Annotated in this window: 11 protein-coding genes; 3 read left to right on the top strand and 8 right to left on the bottom strand. The window is 72.7% G+C overall.

What is annotated here, in order from left to right:
• Positions 1 to 298: 298 nt before the first annotated feature.
• A complete protein-coding gene (gene argB, locus PV721_RS20300; RefSeq protein WP_319726396.1) occupies positions 299 to 1,207 on the top strand; it encodes an acetylglutamate kinase in 909 nt (302 codons plus the stop codon).
• A 489-nt stretch (positions 1,208 to 1,696) separates the two neighbouring features.
• The gene (locus tag PV721_RS20295; protein WP_319726392.1) at positions 1,697 to 3,946 is read left to right on the top strand and encodes an MMPL family transporter; all 2,250 of its coding nucleotides are present in this window, start codon (positions 1,697 to 1,699) and stop codon (positions 3,944 to 3,946) included.
• Positions 3,947 to 4,019: 73 nt separating this feature from the next.
• Here the strand turns inward: PV721_RS20295 and PV721_RS20290 are convergent, their stop codons facing one another.
• From PV721_RS20290 to PV721_RS20275, 4 genes are all read right to left on the bottom strand, one after another.
• Positions 4,020 to 6,215, bottom strand: a complete 2,196-nt coding sequence (locus PV721_RS20290; protein ID WP_319726390.1) for a protein kinase domain-containing protein — start codon at positions 6,213 to 6,215, stop codon at positions 4,020 to 4,022.
• 5 nt (positions 6,216 to 6,220) lie between these two features.
• Positions 6,221 to 7,153: a serine/threonine protein kinase gene (locus PV721_RS20285; protein ID WP_319726388.1), complete on the bottom strand. Its 933-nt coding sequence runs from the start codon at positions 7,151 to 7,153 to the stop codon at positions 6,221 to 6,223.
• Positions 7,154 to 7,259: 106 nt separating this feature from the next.
• The gene (locus PV721_RS20280; protein ID WP_319726386.1) at positions 7,260 to 9,365 is read right to left on the bottom strand and encodes a serine/threonine-protein kinase; all 2,106 of its coding nucleotides are present in this window, start codon (positions 9,363 to 9,365) and stop codon (positions 7,260 to 7,262) included.
• Positions 9,366 to 9,393: 28 nt separating this feature from the next.
• Positions 9,394 to 9,852, bottom strand: a complete 459-nt coding sequence (locus tag PV721_RS20275; RefSeq protein ID WP_319726384.1) for an Lrp/AsnC family transcriptional regulator — start codon at positions 9,850 to 9,852, stop codon at positions 9,394 to 9,396.
• A gap of 139 nt (positions 9,853 to 9,991) precedes the next feature.
• Between PV721_RS20275 and PV721_RS20270 the strand changes: the two genes are divergently transcribed.
• Entirely contained in the window at positions 9,992 to 10,993 is a 1,002-nt protein-coding gene (locus PV721_RS20270; protein ID WP_319726381.1) for an asparaginase, read from the top strand.
• 84 nt (positions 10,994 to 11,077) lie between these two features.
• On the opposite strand, the gene meaB is transcribed toward PV721_RS20270, so the two are convergent.
• The 4 genes from meaB to PV721_RS20250 all read right to left on the bottom strand — a co-directional run.
• Positions 11,078 to 12,061, bottom strand: coding sequence for a methylmalonyl Co-A mutase-associated GTPase MeaB (gene meaB, locus PV721_RS20265; RefSeq protein WP_319726379.1), 984 nt, complete (start codon positions 12,059 to 12,061; stop codon positions 11,078 to 11,080).
• A 10-nt stretch (positions 12,062 to 12,071) separates the two neighbouring features.
• On the bottom strand, positions 12,072 to 14,255 hold the full coding sequence (gene scpA, locus PV721_RS20260; protein ID WP_319726375.1) for a methylmalonyl-CoA mutase: 2,184 nt from the start codon (positions 14,253 to 14,255) through the stop codon (positions 12,072 to 12,074).
• Positions 14,252 to 16,117 (bottom strand): methylmalonyl-CoA mutase family protein, encoded by a 1,866-nt coding sequence (locus tag PV721_RS20255; RefSeq protein ID WP_319726373.1) that lies wholly within the window; start codon positions 16,115 to 16,117, stop codon positions 14,252 to 14,254. Before PV721_RS20255 ends, scpA begins: the two co-directional genes overlap by 4 nt.
• Positions 16,118 to 16,469: 352 nt before the next feature.
• Positions 16,470 to 17,171 (bottom strand): hypothetical protein (locus tag PV721_RS20250; protein ID WP_319726371.1); only part of this gene is annotated, 702 nt, incomplete at its 5' end.

Below are 17,171 nucleotides of genomic sequence, written 5' to 3'. Positions count from 1 at the left end.
CCCGTGGAGACCGGTGGGCCCACGAAGCGCTCCACCGGTCGTCGATGCTCTTCCCCCCGCTGTCCTGTTGACGGGACAGCGGTAACACACTGCCCCGAATCTTCGCTGTTCTGACCTGAGTTCCCTGGAATGGGCTTCCGGTGGGCCCTTCCACCGCGCGATGCTGGACCGGTGACCGCGGCCCGTACCCGCGGGAATTCACGTTCTCCGGGAGCTCTGAGTCCTCCACAGAAGGAGTTGTGCCGATGAGCGTCACCAGCGCGGCCGGCGTTCTCTTCACCCTGCGCGCGAGGTTCTCATGATGATCCGTCAGCATCCTGCCCTGGCCAAGGCGCGGTCCGTGGGCGAGGCGTTGCCCTGGCTGACCCGCCACCAGGACCGGACCGTCGTCATCAAGCTGGGCGGACACGCCATGGTCGACGAGGCGCTGACCGCCGCCTTCGCCCGCGACGTGGTCTTCCTGCGCTACGCCGGACTGAAGCCCGTGATCGTCCACGGGGGCGGTCCGCAGATCGGCGCCGAGCTCGAACGGCGCGGGCTGACCAGCGAGTTCAAGGCAGGGCTCCGGGTCACCTCGACCCCCGCCATGAACGTGGTCCGGATGGTGCTCGCCGGACAGGTGCAGCGCGAACTGGTCGGGCTGATCAACGCGTACGGCCCGCTCGCCGTCGGCATCACCGGCGAGGACGCGGACACCCTCACGGCGACCCGGCACGTGCCGTGGATCGACGGCGAGCCGGTGGACATCGGCAGGGTCGGCGACATATCCCGGGTGGACACCGGAGCCATCGAGGCGCTGCTTGCGGACGGCCGCATTCCGGTGGTCTCCCCGGTCGCCCGCAGCGCCGAGGACGGTCACGTCTACAACGTCAACGCCGACACCGCGGCCGCGGCGCTCGCCACCGCGCTGCGCGCCCAGGAGCTGATCATGCTCACCGACGTCGAGGGCCTGTACGCGGGCTGGCCCCGCAGCGACGAGGTCATCGGCAGGCTCACCGCCCGCGAACTGGAGAAGCTGCTGCCGGAGCTCGCCGACGGCATGGTGCCCAAGATGACCGGCTGCCTGCACGCGGTGCGGGGCGGTGTCGACCGGGCGCGGGTGATCGACGGGCGGGTCCCGCACGCGATCCTGCTGGAGATGTTCGCGGATGAAGGGGTCGGCACGGTGATCGTGCCGGACCTGGAAGAGGCGGAGGTGCCCGCGTGAGCGCGCCGACCCGGCGGGCCGGGATGGCGTCACGGTGGCGCCACGATGGCCGGGGTGGTGCCGCCGGGACCGGCGGGAGGGTCTGATGGGTGCCGGCCGGAACGCGACGGCTCGTATGGCCTTGTCCGCACCCGGTTCCGGGGTCGTCCCCGGCCGTCTCCGCCCAGGTCGGCGCCGTGTGCCTGCTCGCGCCGGAGGTCTCGTGCACCGGCCGGACGGGCAGCGTCTTTCGGCCAGACCGCCGCTCTGGCTCAGATGTGGCGCGTCAATGGCACCATACTTGTGCCATGATGGCGTCACGGACCCGACGTCTTAAGGAGCGCGTCAGCGGCGCCTTCTTCGCCTTCTTCTCCTCCTCTGCCTACTTCGCCTCGACCGGCCCGCTCCGGGTCGACCAGGCCCGAGGCCGGCCGCACTGCCGACCGTCCGTCCCCACCCGAAACACCCGCCGCCGCTCGCGGTACCGATTCACACAGGAGTTCTTTCGTTATGGCCACCTTCCTTTACAAAGTGGGCCGATTCGCCTTCAGGCGACGAGGCCTGGTGACACTGCTGTGGCTCGCCGTCGTGGTCGGGGCCGGTTTCGCGGCCTCCGTCGCTCCGCCGCCGCCCACCGATACGTTCTCGATGCCGGGTACGGAGTCGCAGAAGGCCTTCGACCTGCTGAAGGAGAAGTTCCCGGCCATGAGCGTGGACGGCGCGACCGCCCGCGTGGTGGTCCGTGCCCCCGCCGGCGAGAAGCTCACCGATCCGGCCCAGAAGGCCAAGGTCGAGAGCCTGGTCGGCGCGCTCGCCAAGGCGCCGGACGTCGTCGCGGCCTCCGACCCCTTCAAGACCAACGCCGTCAGCCAGGACGGCACCACGGCCTATGCCGTGGCCACTTACAAGGTCTCGGCCCTCAAGGTGACCGACGAGGCGCACGACGGCCTCGACAAGGCGCTCGAGGACTCCCGGGCCACCGGTCTGACCGTCGAGGCGGGCGGCGACGCCGTGAAGGTGGACGGAGCCCCGGGCGGCGGTGCGGAAGGCATCGGCATCCTGGTCTCGGCCATCGTCCTGGTCCTCACCTTCGGCTCGATGATCGCAGCGGGCATGCCCCTGCTCACGGCCATCTTCGGCGTCGCCATCGGCGGCGCGGCCATCACCGCCCTCGGCACCACCTTCGGTCTCTCCAGCACCACGTCCACCCTGGCGCTGATGATCGGCCTCGCCGTCGGCATCGACTACGCCCTGTTCATCGTCTCCCGCTACCGCTCCGAGATGGCCGAGGGCCGTGAGCGCCAGGACGCCGCGGGGCGGGCCGTCGGCACGGCCGGCTCGGCCGTCGTCTTCGCCGGTCTCACCGTCATCGTCGCCCTCGCCGGCCTCAGCGTGGTGAACATCCCGATGCTCACCAAGATGGGCCTCGCCGCCGCCGGCACGGTCGCCGTCGCCGTACTGATCGCGACCACCTTCGTCCCGGCGCTCCTCGGCTTCGCGCCGATCAAGGTCATGCCCCGCAGGGAGCGCAAGAAGTACTACGGCAAGCCGCTCTCCGAGCGCCAGCAGCGCAAGGCCGACAAGCGGGCCGCCCGCCAGAAGCCGAACCTGGGCACCCGCTGGGCGCGGTTCGTCGTACGCCGTCCCCTGGTCGTCCTCCTCTTCGGTGTCGTGGGCCTCGGTGTCATCGCCGTGCCCGCCGCCAGCCTGCAGCTCGGCCTGCCCGGCGAGGGCACCATGGCGCCGGACACCACCCAGCGCAAGGCGTACGACATGCTGTCGGAGTCCTTCGGGGCCGGCTTCAACGGGCCGCTGATGGTCACCGTCCGGGCCAAGGACGCGGCGACCGCCGCGGCCGGCGTCGGCAAGGAGCTCGGCAAGGTCGAGGGCATCGCCACGGTGACCCCCGCCACGCCCAACGACACGGGCGACACCGCCGTCCTCACCGTCATCCCGAAGACCGGTCCCACCGAGACCGAGACCGAGGAACTGGTCGGGCACATCCGGGGCATCGCCGGAACCCTGGGGGCGGCCAACGGCGGCGCCGAGATCCTGGTGACCGGTCAGACCGCCCTGTTCATCGACTTCTCCCAGACCCTCGACGACGCGATGCTGCCCTACCTGGGCCTGGTCGTCGGCCTGGCCTTCCTGCTGCTGGTGCTCGTCTTCCGGTCGCTGCTCGTCCCGCTCAAGGCGGCGCTCGGCTTCCTGCTCTCCGTGAGCGCGGCCCTCGGCGCGGTCGTGGCCGTCTTCCAGTGGGGCTGGCTGGGCGACTTCTTCGGAGTCGAGCAGCCCGGCCCGATCATGAGCACGCTGCCGATCTTCATGATCGGTGTGGTGTTCGGTCTCGCGATGGACTACGAGGTCTTCCTCGTGACCCGCATGCGGGAGGCCTACGTCCACGGGGCGCAGCCCTCCGAAGCCGTGGTCACCGGATTCCGCTACGGCGGACGCGTGGTCGGTGCCGCCGCGATCATCATGGTCAGCGTGTTCTCCGGCTTCATCATGGAGGACAACGTCTTCGTCAAGATGGTCGGCTTCAGCCTCGCCATCGCCGTCCTCTTCGACGCCTTCGTCGTCCGCATGGCGCTCGTGCCCGCCCTGTTCGCCCTGCTCGGCCGCTCGGCCTGGTGGCTGCCCCGCTGGCTCGATCGGCTGCTGCCGAACATGGACGTCGAGGGCGAGAAGCTGAACCACGCGCTCGGCACCCCGATCCCGGCCCAGCAGCGCCGGGAGCAGGAGGTCCACATCCCCGGCTGATGATCCGCTGACAGGAACCCCCGTACGCCGACGGCCCCCAGAGCCGTCGGCGTACGGCGTTCGCGCTGCGGCCCTAAGGGAGCGGGAAGGCGATCAGCTTCCTCTCCTCGCGGAGGTAGAGCCGCTTGCCGTCCGGATCCGGCGTCAGGGCGTAGGCGCTCGTCCTGTAGTGCCAGACCGCGCTCTGGGTGCGGATGCGGACGGCCCGCAGGCCCGCCGCGTCCATGCTGTAGATGTGGCTCGGGGTGACTACAGGGGCGATGTCGCGATTCGGCTTCGCGCCCTCCGGGAGGACGTCCGTCCACTGCAACGTGCCGAAGACGGCGCTGATGGCGACGATGCCGCGCGTGCCCTCCACGGCGTAGACGATCCCGTCGCGGACGGCCGGCATGCCGTACCGGCGCCGGGCGCCCACCTCGCCCGCGTCGCGGTCCGCGCCGAAGACCCAGGCGGACCCGCCGTCGGTGAGCCGCAGCGCGTGCACCCTCTTGGCGCCGATGTACACGCGGTCGTCATCCGTGGCCAGCCGGCCCGGCGTGGCGCCGGGTGCTTCCAGCGACACGTTCCAGCGCTCGGCGCCGCTGCCGGCGTCGTGCACGGACACCCGCAAGGCGCCGCTTGTCTCGGCGTGCTGCCACAGCAGTACGCCGCCGCGTACGGCCTTGACGCCGACGGGGGTCGGGCGACCCAACTGCACCTGCTCCTCGGTGGGGGCCTCCGTCGGCTGCCGCCACAGTTCCTTGCCGGTCTTCAGGCTCGCGGCCACCACGGACCACTGGTCGCTCCCGGCCACCTTGGCGTGGAGGAACACGGTGTCGCCGGCCACACCGAGGATCTGGTTGAGCGTGTTCGTGCCGTCGTACGCGGGAAGTTGGACGAGCGGCGCCTGCTCCCTGCCGTCCTCCAGGGACAGGGATACCACTCCGAGGGCCTTGTCCGCGGCGTCCGGCTTCCTGACCGCGTAGAGGGCCTTGCCGTCGGTGGCGACGCGCCAGACGTACGCGAACCCCTGGATGTCCCTCACGTGCTTGCCGTCCTGCTGGAAGACCCCGCTGGTCGTGTTTCCGGTGGCCATGACGAGCATGCCGTTCACCGGCAGAGGGGCGCTGCCCACCAAGGGGCGCTCAAGGTCGGCCTGCCACAGCGCGTCGGGCGGCGGTTTCAGCGTGGGCTGCCCGGCGTCCGCGGCCCCGCCCCCGTCTTCGCCGCGGTTGCCGAGGCAGGCCCACAACCCGCCCCCCGCCGCGAGCGCGACGGCGCCGGCCGCGGCCCCGGAGACCGCGAACAGCCTGCGGCGTGACATGCCGGCGCCGTCGGCGACGACGGTGTCCGCCTCCCCGAGGGGCGCCGGCAGCCGGAGCGGCGGCTCCTGCCACACCGCCGCGCTGCGCCGGGCGATGTCCGCGAGCACCGGCTGCGGCAGCCCGTCCGCGAACGGGGCGCCGCCGGGCGCCAGCAGCTCGGCCAGCTCGGCCGTCGTGGGCCGCTGCGCCGGGTCCTTGGACAGGCAGCGGGCGAGCAGCGGCGCCAGTGCCGCCGGTACGCCGCTCAGGTCGGGTTCCGCGTACCGCACCCGGTAGAGCAGGTCCGCGGCCTGCCCGCCGCCGAAGGGACCGTGCCCGGACGCGGCGAACACCAGGACGCCGGCCAGCGCGAACACATCGCCGGCCGGGGAGTGTTCGAGGCCGCCGGCCTGCTCCGGCGACATGTAGGCGGGGGTGCCCGCCGCTCTCCCGGTACTGGTCAGCCGCTCGTCGCCGAGGGCCCGTGCGATGCCGAAGTCGATGACCTTGGGGCCGGTGGCCGTGACCATGATGTTGGACGGCTTGAGGTCGCGGTGCACCACGTCCGAGCGGTGCAGCTGCCCGAGCGCCAGGGCGAGCTCCGCGCCCAGGGCGCGGACGCACGACTCGGGCAGCGGACCGCAGAGCCGGACCGCCTCGTCGAGCTGCGGCCCGATGACGTACTCGGTGGCCAGCCAGGGCGTGGCGGCCAGTGCGTCGGAGGCGAAGACGCGCGCTCCGTACCGGTCGCCGATGACCCGGGCCGCGTCCGACTCCAGCCGGAACCGGGTGCGGAAGGTGGTGTCGGCGGCGATCCGGGCGTGCACGGTCTTCAGTGCGACCGTCCGCCCGCCCGCCGAACGGGCCAGGTAGACCGTGCCCATGCCGCCGCTGCCGAGCCGGGCGAGCAGCCGGAAATCGCCGAGGTGCTGCGGATCGTCGTGCGTGAGGGGCGCGAGCGGTGCGCGCGGCGGCGAGACGGACATCGGGGTCAATGCACCTTCTGGGGCGAGGCGAACGGCTGGTGCGGGGCAGGGAGTTCCGCGGAGAGCAGCGCGGCGGACTGGGCGGCGAGCGCGGCGACGACCCGGCCCGGCAGCGGTACGGCTCCATGGTCGAGGACCGTCCCGGCCTGCGCGTACGGGTCCTTGGACGGGGCGGGCGCCCCGGGGGACACGAGTTCGCCCAGGACTTCCTGCGCGGACCGCGGCCGCGCCGCCGGGTCGGACGACAGACAGGATCCGACCAGCATCCGCAGACCCGGCGGCAGTTCGCTCTGCTCGGGCACGGTGTGGCCGGTCGAGGCGTACGCCAGGACAGCACCCAGAGCGAAGACGTCCCCGAGCGGCCGCGGGCGGCCCCCCGACGCCTGCTCCACGGCCAGGCAGCCCGGATCGAGCCCGGGCAGCCCCGTCCGATGCGTCCCGTCGGGGGCTGCGGCCCGTACGGCACCGAAGCAGGCCAGTACCGGTCCGCCCGGGGTGACCAGCACCGCGGCCGGCGACAGCCCCGCGTGCGTCACCCCTTGGGCGTGCGCGGCGGTCAGCGCCTCCGCGAGCGCGGCTCCGAGCCGGCGGACGGTGTCCTCGGGCAGCGGGCCGCCGTACGCGGCGAGCACGGCCGGCAGCGGCAGCGCGGGCGTGTACGGGGCCGCGTACCAGGGGAAGCCGGCCGTGCCGCCCACCTCCGCGATGCGGAGGAACCGCGGCACGGACAGCCGCCGGGCTCCCTCGGCCTCGATCGCCCACCGGGACGGATCGGCGCCGACCCGGGGCACGCAGACGAGGGCGGTGCGCTCCCCGTCGGCGGTGCGCCCGAGGTAGCGGCGTTCGGGAACGGTGCGCTCGGTGGACTCGGTGTCGAGCCGGGCCAGGATCACGTACGGCCCGACGTGCGACGGGTCGTCGTGACGAAGGCGTTCCATGTGCGCTCTCCCGGGTCGGTTGATCGGCCCCGAGCCTAAGCGGTCCCTGCCGGGGCGGCTGAACCGGGCGGGAACCGCATGCGGGGGCACAGGCCGGGAGCGCGCCTCACTTCTCGACGGTGGGCACGGCCGTGAGCCTCCCGTCGTTGACGAGGAAGACGCGGTTGCCCGCGCCGGACATGCCCCAGGGCCCCCGCGATTCGGCCGACCAGGTCCAGTACCGCTTGCCGCTCACGATGGAGTGGGCCGAGACGCCCTGCCCGTCTCCCTGGACGACCCAGACCGTACCGGCCTGCACGACCGGAGGAGTGTGCGGCGGCGGGCCCTTCGCGTCGCGGTTCATCTGGCGTGCCCCGCCGAGCTCGGTGAACACCTGGCACAGCGTCGTACCGTCCATCGCGAACACCATGTCGCCCCACGAGGCCGCCGGGCCCCAGCCGCCGGCCCCCGTCTGCGGGGCTTCGCTGGCCTTGGTCTCCTTGCCCTTCCACACCGCGACGCCCGTCCTGATGTCCAGGGCCGTCAGGCTCCGACCGCCGAGGTAGACGACGTCTTCCATGACGAGCGGCTGCAGGGCGGACCTCGCCTGGTTGCCGACCCGCCAGACCGTTGCTCCGGAAGCGGTGTCGACGGCGATGACATCGCCGTCGGCGCCGAAGACGACGAGCCGGCCGGTTCCGACCGCGGCCCGCGGCCCGGGTGCCTTCACGGCTGCCCCGGGAAGCGGCACCGTCCAGCGGACCTTGCGCCCGGCGGTGTCCACGGCGCGCAGCTTCCCGCCGCGCGTCACGAGGTAGACCGCCGACTCGTCCGCGGTCAGGATGCGACCGGTGTCGGCGTCCCCCACCGACCACTCCTGCCTGCTGGTGGAGGCCTCGAAGCCGAGCAGTGCCCCGCCGGATCCCGCGGTCGCGAACCGGTTGCCCGGCAGTCCGACGAGTCCGGCGGCCGGCCGGACGTCGGGCAGCCGCCACTTCTCCTTGCCGTCGGTCGTCAGACGCGCCGCGAGGCCGCCGCCCGCGGCCGCGAAGACGACCACGTCGAGTACCGGCAGCGGGGTGGTGACCACGCCGTCGACCGGTCCCGCCGCCACGGGCAGCGGACCCCACAGCTCGCCCGGAGGCGTTCCGTGCTTCCCGACGAGTATCGACAGCGGCTCGGCGTCCCTGGCCGGTCCGGCCGCGGGGATCTTGCGCGGCTCCTCGCGCAGCATCCACCAGGCGCCCGTGGCCCCGCCGGAGGCGGCCAGTACGCCCCCCACCGCCAGCGCGGTGCGCAGCAGCCGCCTGCGGGACGGCCCGGTCCCGGACCCCTGCCCGACGACCGTGGCCTGCCGGTCGGCCTCGGCCCCCCGGCGCTCGATGTCCTTGGCCAGGGCTCCGGTGAGCCAGATCCGGTCCGCTCCCGGCGGCGGGGCGAAGGCGCCCGCGATCTGCTCGGGGGCCGGGCGGTGCGCGGGGTCCTTGGCGAGGCAGGGCGCGATCAGTACGCGCAACTCAGGCGGCACCGCGTCGAGTTCGGGCTCCCCGTGCACCACCTCGTACTGCACGGCGGCCACGTGCGTACCGTCGTAGGCCCGCCGTCCGGTGGCCGCGTACGCCAGCACCGCGCCCAGCGAGAAGACGTCGGCGGCCGGCCCGACCCGCAGGCCGAGCACCTGCTCGGGGGCGCCGTACCCGGGGGTGACCGGAACCTGGCCCGTGGTGGTGAGCGTCAGCCCGTGCTCGGGGCGCGCGATGCCGAAGTCGATGACGCGCGGTCCCGTCGAAGTGAGCACGATGTTGGCCGGCTTCAGGTCGCGGTGCACCAGTCCGGCCGCGTGGATGTCCCGCAGGGTGGCGGCGAGCGAGGCGGCGAGGGCGCGGACGCCGTCGGGGCCGAAAGGCCCGTACCGGCGGACGGCGTCGTCGAGGGTGGGCCCGGACAGGAACTCGGTGGCTATCCAGGGCCGGCTGTCGGTCTCCTCGATCCGCGCGTTCAGCACGCGGGCGACGCCGCCGCTGGTGACCGCGCGGGCGGTGTGCGCCTCGCGCAGGAACCGCTGGGCGAGGTGCGCGTCGTGTGCGAGCTCCGGCAGCAGCACCTTCACGGCCGCCGTGCCGCCGTCGTCGTCCCGGCCGAAGTACACCTTGCCCATGCCGCCCTCGCCGAGGACGCCGAGGACGCGGTACGGGCCGAGCCGGATGGGGTCGCCGGCACCGAGGGGTTTCATGCGTACTGCTTCCTGTCGTTCAAGGGTGTCAGCGGAAGTCGACGGGCAGGCCGGTCGGTTCCTTGATGCGCTTCATGATGATCTGCGAGTTGACCTCGGTGATGCCGGACAGGGCCGTCAGCTTCTCGATCCACAGGCGCTCGTACGCACGCAGGTCCGCGACGGCGATGCGCAGCAGGCAGCCGGGGCTGCCGAAGAGCCGGTAGGCCTCTATGACGTCGGGGATGTCCTGCAGGGCGGCCTCGAAGGCCTCGACGGCCTCGCGGTCGCGGCGCACCTCGATCGAGACGAGCACCTCGAAGCCGCGGCCGACCGCCTCGGGGGAGATCACGGCACGGTAGCCCTGGATCACCCCGTCCTGTTCCAGCTGGCGCACCCGGCGCATGCACGGGGAGGGGGTCAGACCCACGCGCTGGGCGAGCTCCTGGTTGCTGAGGCGCCCGTCCGCCTGGAGCTCGCGCAAGATATCCCTGTCAATGGCGTCCATGACGCAATTATCACCCACCCTGTGTCACAGGCTGGGTGGAAGGCGCAATCACATTGCGTGTTGATCGCTCTATCATTGCTGCTTTGAGCACATATGTGCGAGTGACCATGAGTGAGTACGAGAAGGGCGGCCACGGCCAATGGGACGGATCGTCGTCATCAGCACCGGCGGAACGATAGCCAGCCGCTGGCAGGGCTCCGGCTTCGCCGCGGACGCCGACGGGAGCGAGGTCATCGCGACCGCGCCGCTGCCCGAGGGCGTCACGGTCGAGGTGGTGGACCTGTTCAGCGTGAACAGCCCGCGGCTCACCACCGCCCACCAGCTCACCCTGCTGCGCACCGTGCACGAGGTGCTCGCCGACCCCGGCGTGGACGGCATCGTCGTCACCCACGGCACGGACACCCTCGAGGAGTCGGCGTTCCTCCTCGACCTCCACCACCACGACCCGCGCTCCGTCGTGTTCACCGGTTCGCAGCGGCCCATGGGCACCGCCGACGGGGACGGACCGGGCAACCTCTACGACGCGCTGCTCACCGCCGCGAACACCCGCGGGCTGGGCGTGCTGATCGCCTTCGCCGGGCGGGTGCACGCCGCGCGCGGCACGGTGAAGACGCAGGCGGTGGAACTGGACGCGTTCGCCGACCCCTCCAAGGAACTGCTCGGAAAGATCGGCTTTGGCAAGGTCACCGTCCTGCGCACCCCGCAGCGCCCGGCGCCGCTCCCGCTGCCCGCGATGCCGGAACTCCCGCCGCGCGTGGACGTGGTGGTGCACCACGCCGACGGCGACCCGCTCCTGCTGAACGCCGCCGTCGAGGCGGGCGCGCGCGGCATCGTCCTCGTCGGCACCGGCGCGGGCAACGCGACCCCGGAGATCGTGGACGCGGTCAAGGCCGCCGTCGGGCGCGGCGTGCTGGTCGCGCTGAGCACGCGGGTCATGGCCGGGCCGGTCACCGAGATCTACACGCACGGCGGCGCGGTGGACCTGGTCGCCGCCGGCGCCGTCCCGACGGGCACCCTGCGCGCCGGCCAGGCCCGCATCGCGGTCCTGGCCGCCCTCCTCGCCACCGAGAACCCGGTGGAGCAGACCCGCATCCTCCGCCTCGCCCTGAACGCGGCGAGCCCGATCCTGGCCGAGGTCTGAACACCTGCGGCTGCACTTCCCGGGGCTCCGCCCGCGGGGGTCCGGGGGCTGGCCCCCGCCAACGGCGCCGCACGTGCACACGGGTCAGGCCCGGCCGAACGCCGCCAGGATCTGGTCCGCCGCGGACGTGGCCGTGACCGTGCCCGCCCGGACCGAGGCTTCGAGGCCCGGCGCAAGCTCCCGCACCCCGGGATCCGCCCGCAACCGCTCCAGCAGCTCCTCGCGGACCATCGACCACGTCCACTCCACCTGCTGGGCCGCCCGCTTCGCCGCCAGCCGGCCCCCCGCGTCCAGCAGGGTCCGGTGCTGTTCGAGGCGGTTCCACACCTCGTCCAGCCCGGCCGACTCCCGCGCACTGCACGTCAGGACCGGCGGCGTCCAGGCCGCGTCCACGGGGTGCATCAGCCGCAGCGCGCCCGACAGTTCCCGTGCCGCCGCTTTCGCGTCGCGCTCGTGCGGGCCGTCGGCCTTGTTCACGGCAAGCACGTCGGCCAGTTCCAGGACGCCCTTCTTGATGCCCTGCAACTGGTCGCCCGTCCGGGCCAGGGAGAGCAGCAGGAAGGAGTCGACCATCCCCGCCACCGTGGTTTCCGACTGGCCCACGCCGACCGTCTCGACGAGGACCACGTCGTAGCCCGCCGCCTCCATCACGATCATCGACTCGCGGGTGGCCTTGGCGACCCCGCCCAGCGTGCCCGCCGAGGGGGACGGCCGTACGAAGGCCGCCGGGTCCACGGACAGCCGCTCCATCCGGGTCTTGTCACCCAGGATGGAGCCGCCCGTGCGCGTGGACGACGGGTCCACCGCGAGGACCGCGACCCGGTGCCCCAGACCCGTCAGCATGGTGCCGAACGCGTCGATGAAGGTGGACTTGCCCACCCCCGGGACACCGCTGATGCCGATCCGGCGGGCCCGGCCCGCGTGCGGCAGCAGCTCCGTCAACAGCCCCTGCGCCAGCACCCGGTGAGCGGGCAGGGTGGACTCGACGAGGGTGATCGCACGTGCGATGAACGCACGCTTCCCGTCGAGCACCCCCTTCGCGTAGGCCTCGATGTCGATCTTCGGCACCGGCGGCCGCCTACAGCTCGTGGCCCAGGTCCGCGGCCAGCCGCGTCACCAGGTCGTGGGCCGCATCCGGGATCACCGTGCCGGGCGGGAACACCGCCGTCGCCCCCATCTCCAGCAGCGTCGGGACATCGGCCGGCGGGATCACCCCACCCACGACGATCATGATGTCCTCGCGGCCCTCCGCCGCCAACTGCTCGCGCAGCGCCGGTACGAGGGTCAGGTGGCCGGCCGCCAGCGACGAGACGCCCACGACGTGGACGTCCGCCTCGACGGCCTGGCGGGCCACCTCCGCCGGCGTCTGGAACAGCGGGCCGACGTCCACGTCGAAGCCCAGGTCGGCGAAGGCGGACGCGATCACCTTCTGGCCGCGGTCGTGCCCGTCCTGGCCCATCTTGCAGACCAGGATGCGCGGACGGCGGCCCTCCGCCTCCTCGAACCGGTCGATGAGCGCGCGGGTGCGCTCCAGGGACGGGGACTCGCCTGCTTCGGTGCGGTACACACCCGAGATCGTACGGATCTGGCTCGCGTGCCGCCCGTACACCTTCTCCAGTGCGTCCGAGATCTCACCCACCGTGGCCTTGGCGCGGGCCGCGTCCACCGCGAGGGCCAGCAGGTTCCCGTCCCCCCGCCCGGCGGCGTTGGTGAGCGCCCGCAGGGTGTCCTGCGTGACCGCCTCGTCCCGCTCCTCGCGCAGCCGCCGCAGCTTGGCGATCTGCTGCGAGCGCACCGAGGAGTTGTCGACCTTCAGGACGTCGATCGCCTCGTCGTTCTCCACGCGGTACTTGTTCACGCCGATCACCGGCTGCCGCCCGGAGTCGATGCGCGCCTGGGTGCGCGCCGCGGCCTCCTCCACGCGCAGCTTCGGGATGCCCGCGTCGATGGCCTGTGCCATGCCGCCGGCCGCCTCGACCTCCTCGATGTGCTGCCAGGCCCGCCGCGCCAGGTCGTACGTCAGCTTCTCGACGTACGCGCTGCCGCCCCACGGGTCGATCGACCGGCAGGTCCCCGACTCCTGCTGCAGCAGCAGCTGAGTGTTGCGGGCGATGCGCGCCGAGAAGTCCGTCGGCAGCGCGAGGGCCTCGTCGAGGGCGTTGGTGTGCAGCGACTGGGTGTGGCCCTGGGTCGCGGCCATCGCCTCGATGCACGTGCGCGTCACGTTGTTGAAGACGTCCTGTGCGGTCAGCGACCAGCCGGAGGTCTGCGAATGCGTGCGCAGGGACAGCGACTTGGCGTTCTTCGGGTCGAACTGCTTGACCAGGCGCGCCCACAGCAGGCGGGCCGCGCGCAGCTTCGCGACCTCCATGAAGAAGTTCATGCCGATCGCCCAGAAGAACGACAGGCGCGGCGCGAACGCGTCCACGTCCAGCCCGACGGCCTGACCCGCCCGCAGGTACTCCACGCCGTCGGCGAGGGTGTACGCCAGCTCCAGGTCGGCCGTGGCCCCGGCCTCCTGGATGTGGTAGCCGGAGATGGAGATCGAGTTGTACCGCGGCATCTTCTGCGAGGTGAAGGAGAAGATGTCGGAGATGATCCGCATCGAGGGCTTGGGCGGGTAGATGTAGGTGTTGCGGACCATGAACTCCTTGAGGATGTCGTTCTGGATGGTCCCGGCCAGCTTGTCGGGGGAGACGCCCTGCTCCTCCGCCGCCACGATGTAGAGCGCGAGGACGGGCAGCACCGCGCCGTTCATCGTCATCGACACCGACATCTTGTCCAGCGGGATCCCGTCGAACAACTGCCGCATGTCGTAGATCGAGTCGATCGCCACGCCCGCCATGCCGACGTCGCCCGTCACGCGCGGGTGGTCGCTGTCGTAGCCGCGGTGCGTCGGCAGGTCGAAAGCGACCGACAGGCCCTTCTGGCCGGACGCCAGGTTGCGCCGGTAGAAGGCGTTCGACTCCTCGGCCGTGGAGAAGCCGGCGTACTGCCGGATCGTCCAGGGCTGGTTCACGTACATCGTCGGGTACGGGCCGCGCAGGTAGGGGGCCACGCCCGGGTACGTCTGCAGGAAGTCCAGGCCCTCCAGGTCCCGCCCGGTGTACAGCGGCTTGACGCCGATGCCCTCGGGGGTCTCCCACAGCAGGTCGGCGGCCGCGGTGCCGGTGGACTCCTTCACCGAGGCGCGCCACTGCTCCTCGGTGACCCCGGCGGCGGAGGAGCCGAGCGCCAGCTCGGAGAAATCGGGGATGCTCAAGACGGCACTCCCATCCGGTCGAGTACGGAGGACAGCACGGCGACGGCGTCACAGCCGGCGAAGACGTACTCGTCCACGGAAGCCTCTGCGGTGCCCGGCCGGCCGGCGAGGAAGACGGTCGTGGCGCCCGCCGCGCGCAGCGCCTCGGACACCGCCGCGGCCTGCTCCTCGTACAGCGCGTCGCTGGAGCAGAGCACGGCCATGCCGTCGGCACCGCTCGCGGCGTAGGCCTCGGCGGCCGTCGCCGGGTCCACGGACACGGGATCGTGCACGGGCTCGATGCCGCCGGCCTGGAACAGGTTCGAGGCGAAGGTGGCCCGCGCGGTGTGCGCGGCCGCCGGTCCCAGCGCGGCGAGGAAGATCCTCGGCCGGGCGCCGGTCGCCGCCAGGTGCGCGTCGCTGCGGGCGCGCAGGGCCTCGTACGCCTCGTCGCGCCGCACGCGGGGCAGTCCCCCGGTCGGTCCGGCGGGCGCGGGCTCGCGGACGACCGGCTTCTCCGACAGCAGCGGGAACTCGCTGACGCCGGTGATCGGTTCGCGGCGCTTGGCCAGCTTCTTGGAGCGCTCGGCCCAGGTGGCGGCGAGCCGCTCGGCGACCAGTCCGGAACGCAGGGCGGCGGCCTGGCCGCCGGCCTTCTCCAGGGTCTGGAAGAACCCCCAGGCGGCGTGGGCGAGTTCGTCGGTGAGCCGCTCCACGTAGTACGAACCGCCGGCCGGGTCGATCACCCGGGCCAGGTGCGACTCCTCCAGCAGGATGGTGGAGGTGTTGCGGGCGATGCGGCGCGCGAAGGCGTCCGGCAGGCCCAGCTCGTGGTCGAAGGGGAGCACGGTGACCGAATCCGCGCCGCCCACGCCCGCGGCCATGCAGGCCACGGTGGTGCGCAGCATGTTCACCCAGGGGTCGCGACGGGTCATCATCACCGGTGAGGTCACCGCGTGCTGCAGCTGGGCGCCCGCCTCCGGGGCCCCCGAGGCCTCGGCGATACGGGACCACAGCCGGCGCGCGGCGCGCAGCTTGGCGATGGTGAGGAACTGGTCCGCGGTGGCGGCGTAGCGGAACTCCAGCTGGCCGAGGGCCGCTTCGGTGCTCAGCCCGGCCTCGGTGAGGGTGCGCAGGTAGGCGACGCCGGTGGCCAGGGACAGGCCCAGCTCCTCGGCGGCGCTGCCGCCGGCCTCGTGGTACGGCAGGGCGTCCACGGTCAGGGCGCGCACCCCGGGCCAGCCGGCGGCGGCCTCCCGGGCCAGCTCCACGGCGGCGGCCGGGTCCAGCGCCTCCCCGGTCCGGGCCTCGTGGCCCAGCGGGTCGGCGCCCAGCGAGGCCCGGGCGGCCTCGGGGGACACCGCGCTCTCGGTGAACAGGCGCAGCAACGCGCGGGCGGCTTCGGCGTATTGGGCTCCCGCGTCCAGGGAGACCGGGGCGAGGTCCAGGTAGACCCCCTCCAGCGCCCGCGCGAGGCCGTCGACCGGGAGGCCGCCGCTGCCCACGGTGAACCAGAGGGAGGTGACCCCGTTCTCCAGGTCGGCGAGGGCCGCTTCGTTCACGCGCACCGGATCGGTGCCCGCGAGGCGCTGGCGCACGTCCCAGCCGGTCGCGGTGGTGCCCTCCGGCCTGCCTCCGCGTACGAAGGGGGCGAAGCCGGGGAGGCCGGTGTCGGGAGCCGCCCCGTCGGGCGGCGCGGTGTAGAGCGGGCGGGTGGTGAGCCCGTCCTCGAGTGGGGTGGACAACGCATCTTCTGCGGCCTCGCCGGAGGCTTCCTTGCCCGACTTGCGCAGTACGCCTTCTACAAGGCGCTGCCACTGCTCATGCGTCGCGTCAGGGAACTCGGCGGCCAGGGAGAGCCCGTCGTCAGGCAGGACCGTCATGGCTCGAATGCTAGGGGCGGGCGCTTGAGGCGCACCATACCGTCCGGTGTGATCTCGCCCTCTCAAGAGATCCTGAAAGGATCTTGAGTACGGGGCTGAGCAGCACCGTTGCGACGCTACTGAGGAGTACGTACGGACCCGCGCGCGTTACCACGATCCGTCGGGGATCTCCACGGACGGGCGGGAGGCCCGACCCGGCGGCCCCGGCCCCCAGCGGACTTCTCCCGTGCGGGACGCCCGCCGGCGAGGTCACGGCCGTGACTGCCGGATTGAAGGCTTCCGACAGAAGCGCCGGTCCGGGGCCGGTCCCGGGGGCCGGCTCGGGGTCCGGTCCCCGATCCCCGAGCCCCGGTCACGGGATGTGGATGCTGCCGACGAACCGCTCGTGCATCTCCTTCAGGGTCTTCTCACCGCTCTCGGGACCCAGGGTCAGGGCCTGCACGAGGTGGTCGTCGTCGGCGATCACGCGCACCCATCCGACCAGGCGCTGGTCGTGTTCCACGGTGGAGAGGCGCGCGTCGAGGACCTGGCGGCCGTCGACCGTCTTCTTCTTGACATCGGTGCTGACGAGGGGCTCGCCGCCGAGTTCCTCGTACTTGCCGGTGAGGCCCCGGATGGCCTCGTCGAGGGACAGCCGGTCGCCCGGTATGTCGTGGACGGTGAAACCGATGGCTCCCTCGGGGATCTCCAGTCCGTACGCGCGGCCCTCTACGGCCTCGCCGCCGGCGGTGGGGATGGAGGACTTCCTGACCTGTGCCTTTCCGGGAAGCTCGGCCGTGATGCCACTGGGGGGATCGGTGGTCTTCACCCACTCCACGGCGGGCGCCGTGGTCACGGCGCCGACGTACGCCGTCGGCGGGGCCGCGAACGCGGGAGTGGAGGGCAGCCCGCCCCCGACGAACAGGGCCGCCGAGGCGGAGAGCATCAGGAGGCGCTGCGTCCGAGAACGGTCGGCCATGCAGATCACTTCCCATGACGTGGGGGCGGCGCCGGGGCGGGCGATGACGATCACGTGCGGAATCCCGGCCCACCCTCCCAGCGCCCGTCCGGATGC

It is taken from the genome of Streptomyces sp. MB09-01, from assembly GCF_033794505.1.
Lineage (GTDB): Bacteria > Actinomycetota > Actinomycetes > Streptomycetales > Streptomycetaceae > Streptomyces.
This window is presented reverse-complemented; position numbering and strand designations above follow the sequence as displayed.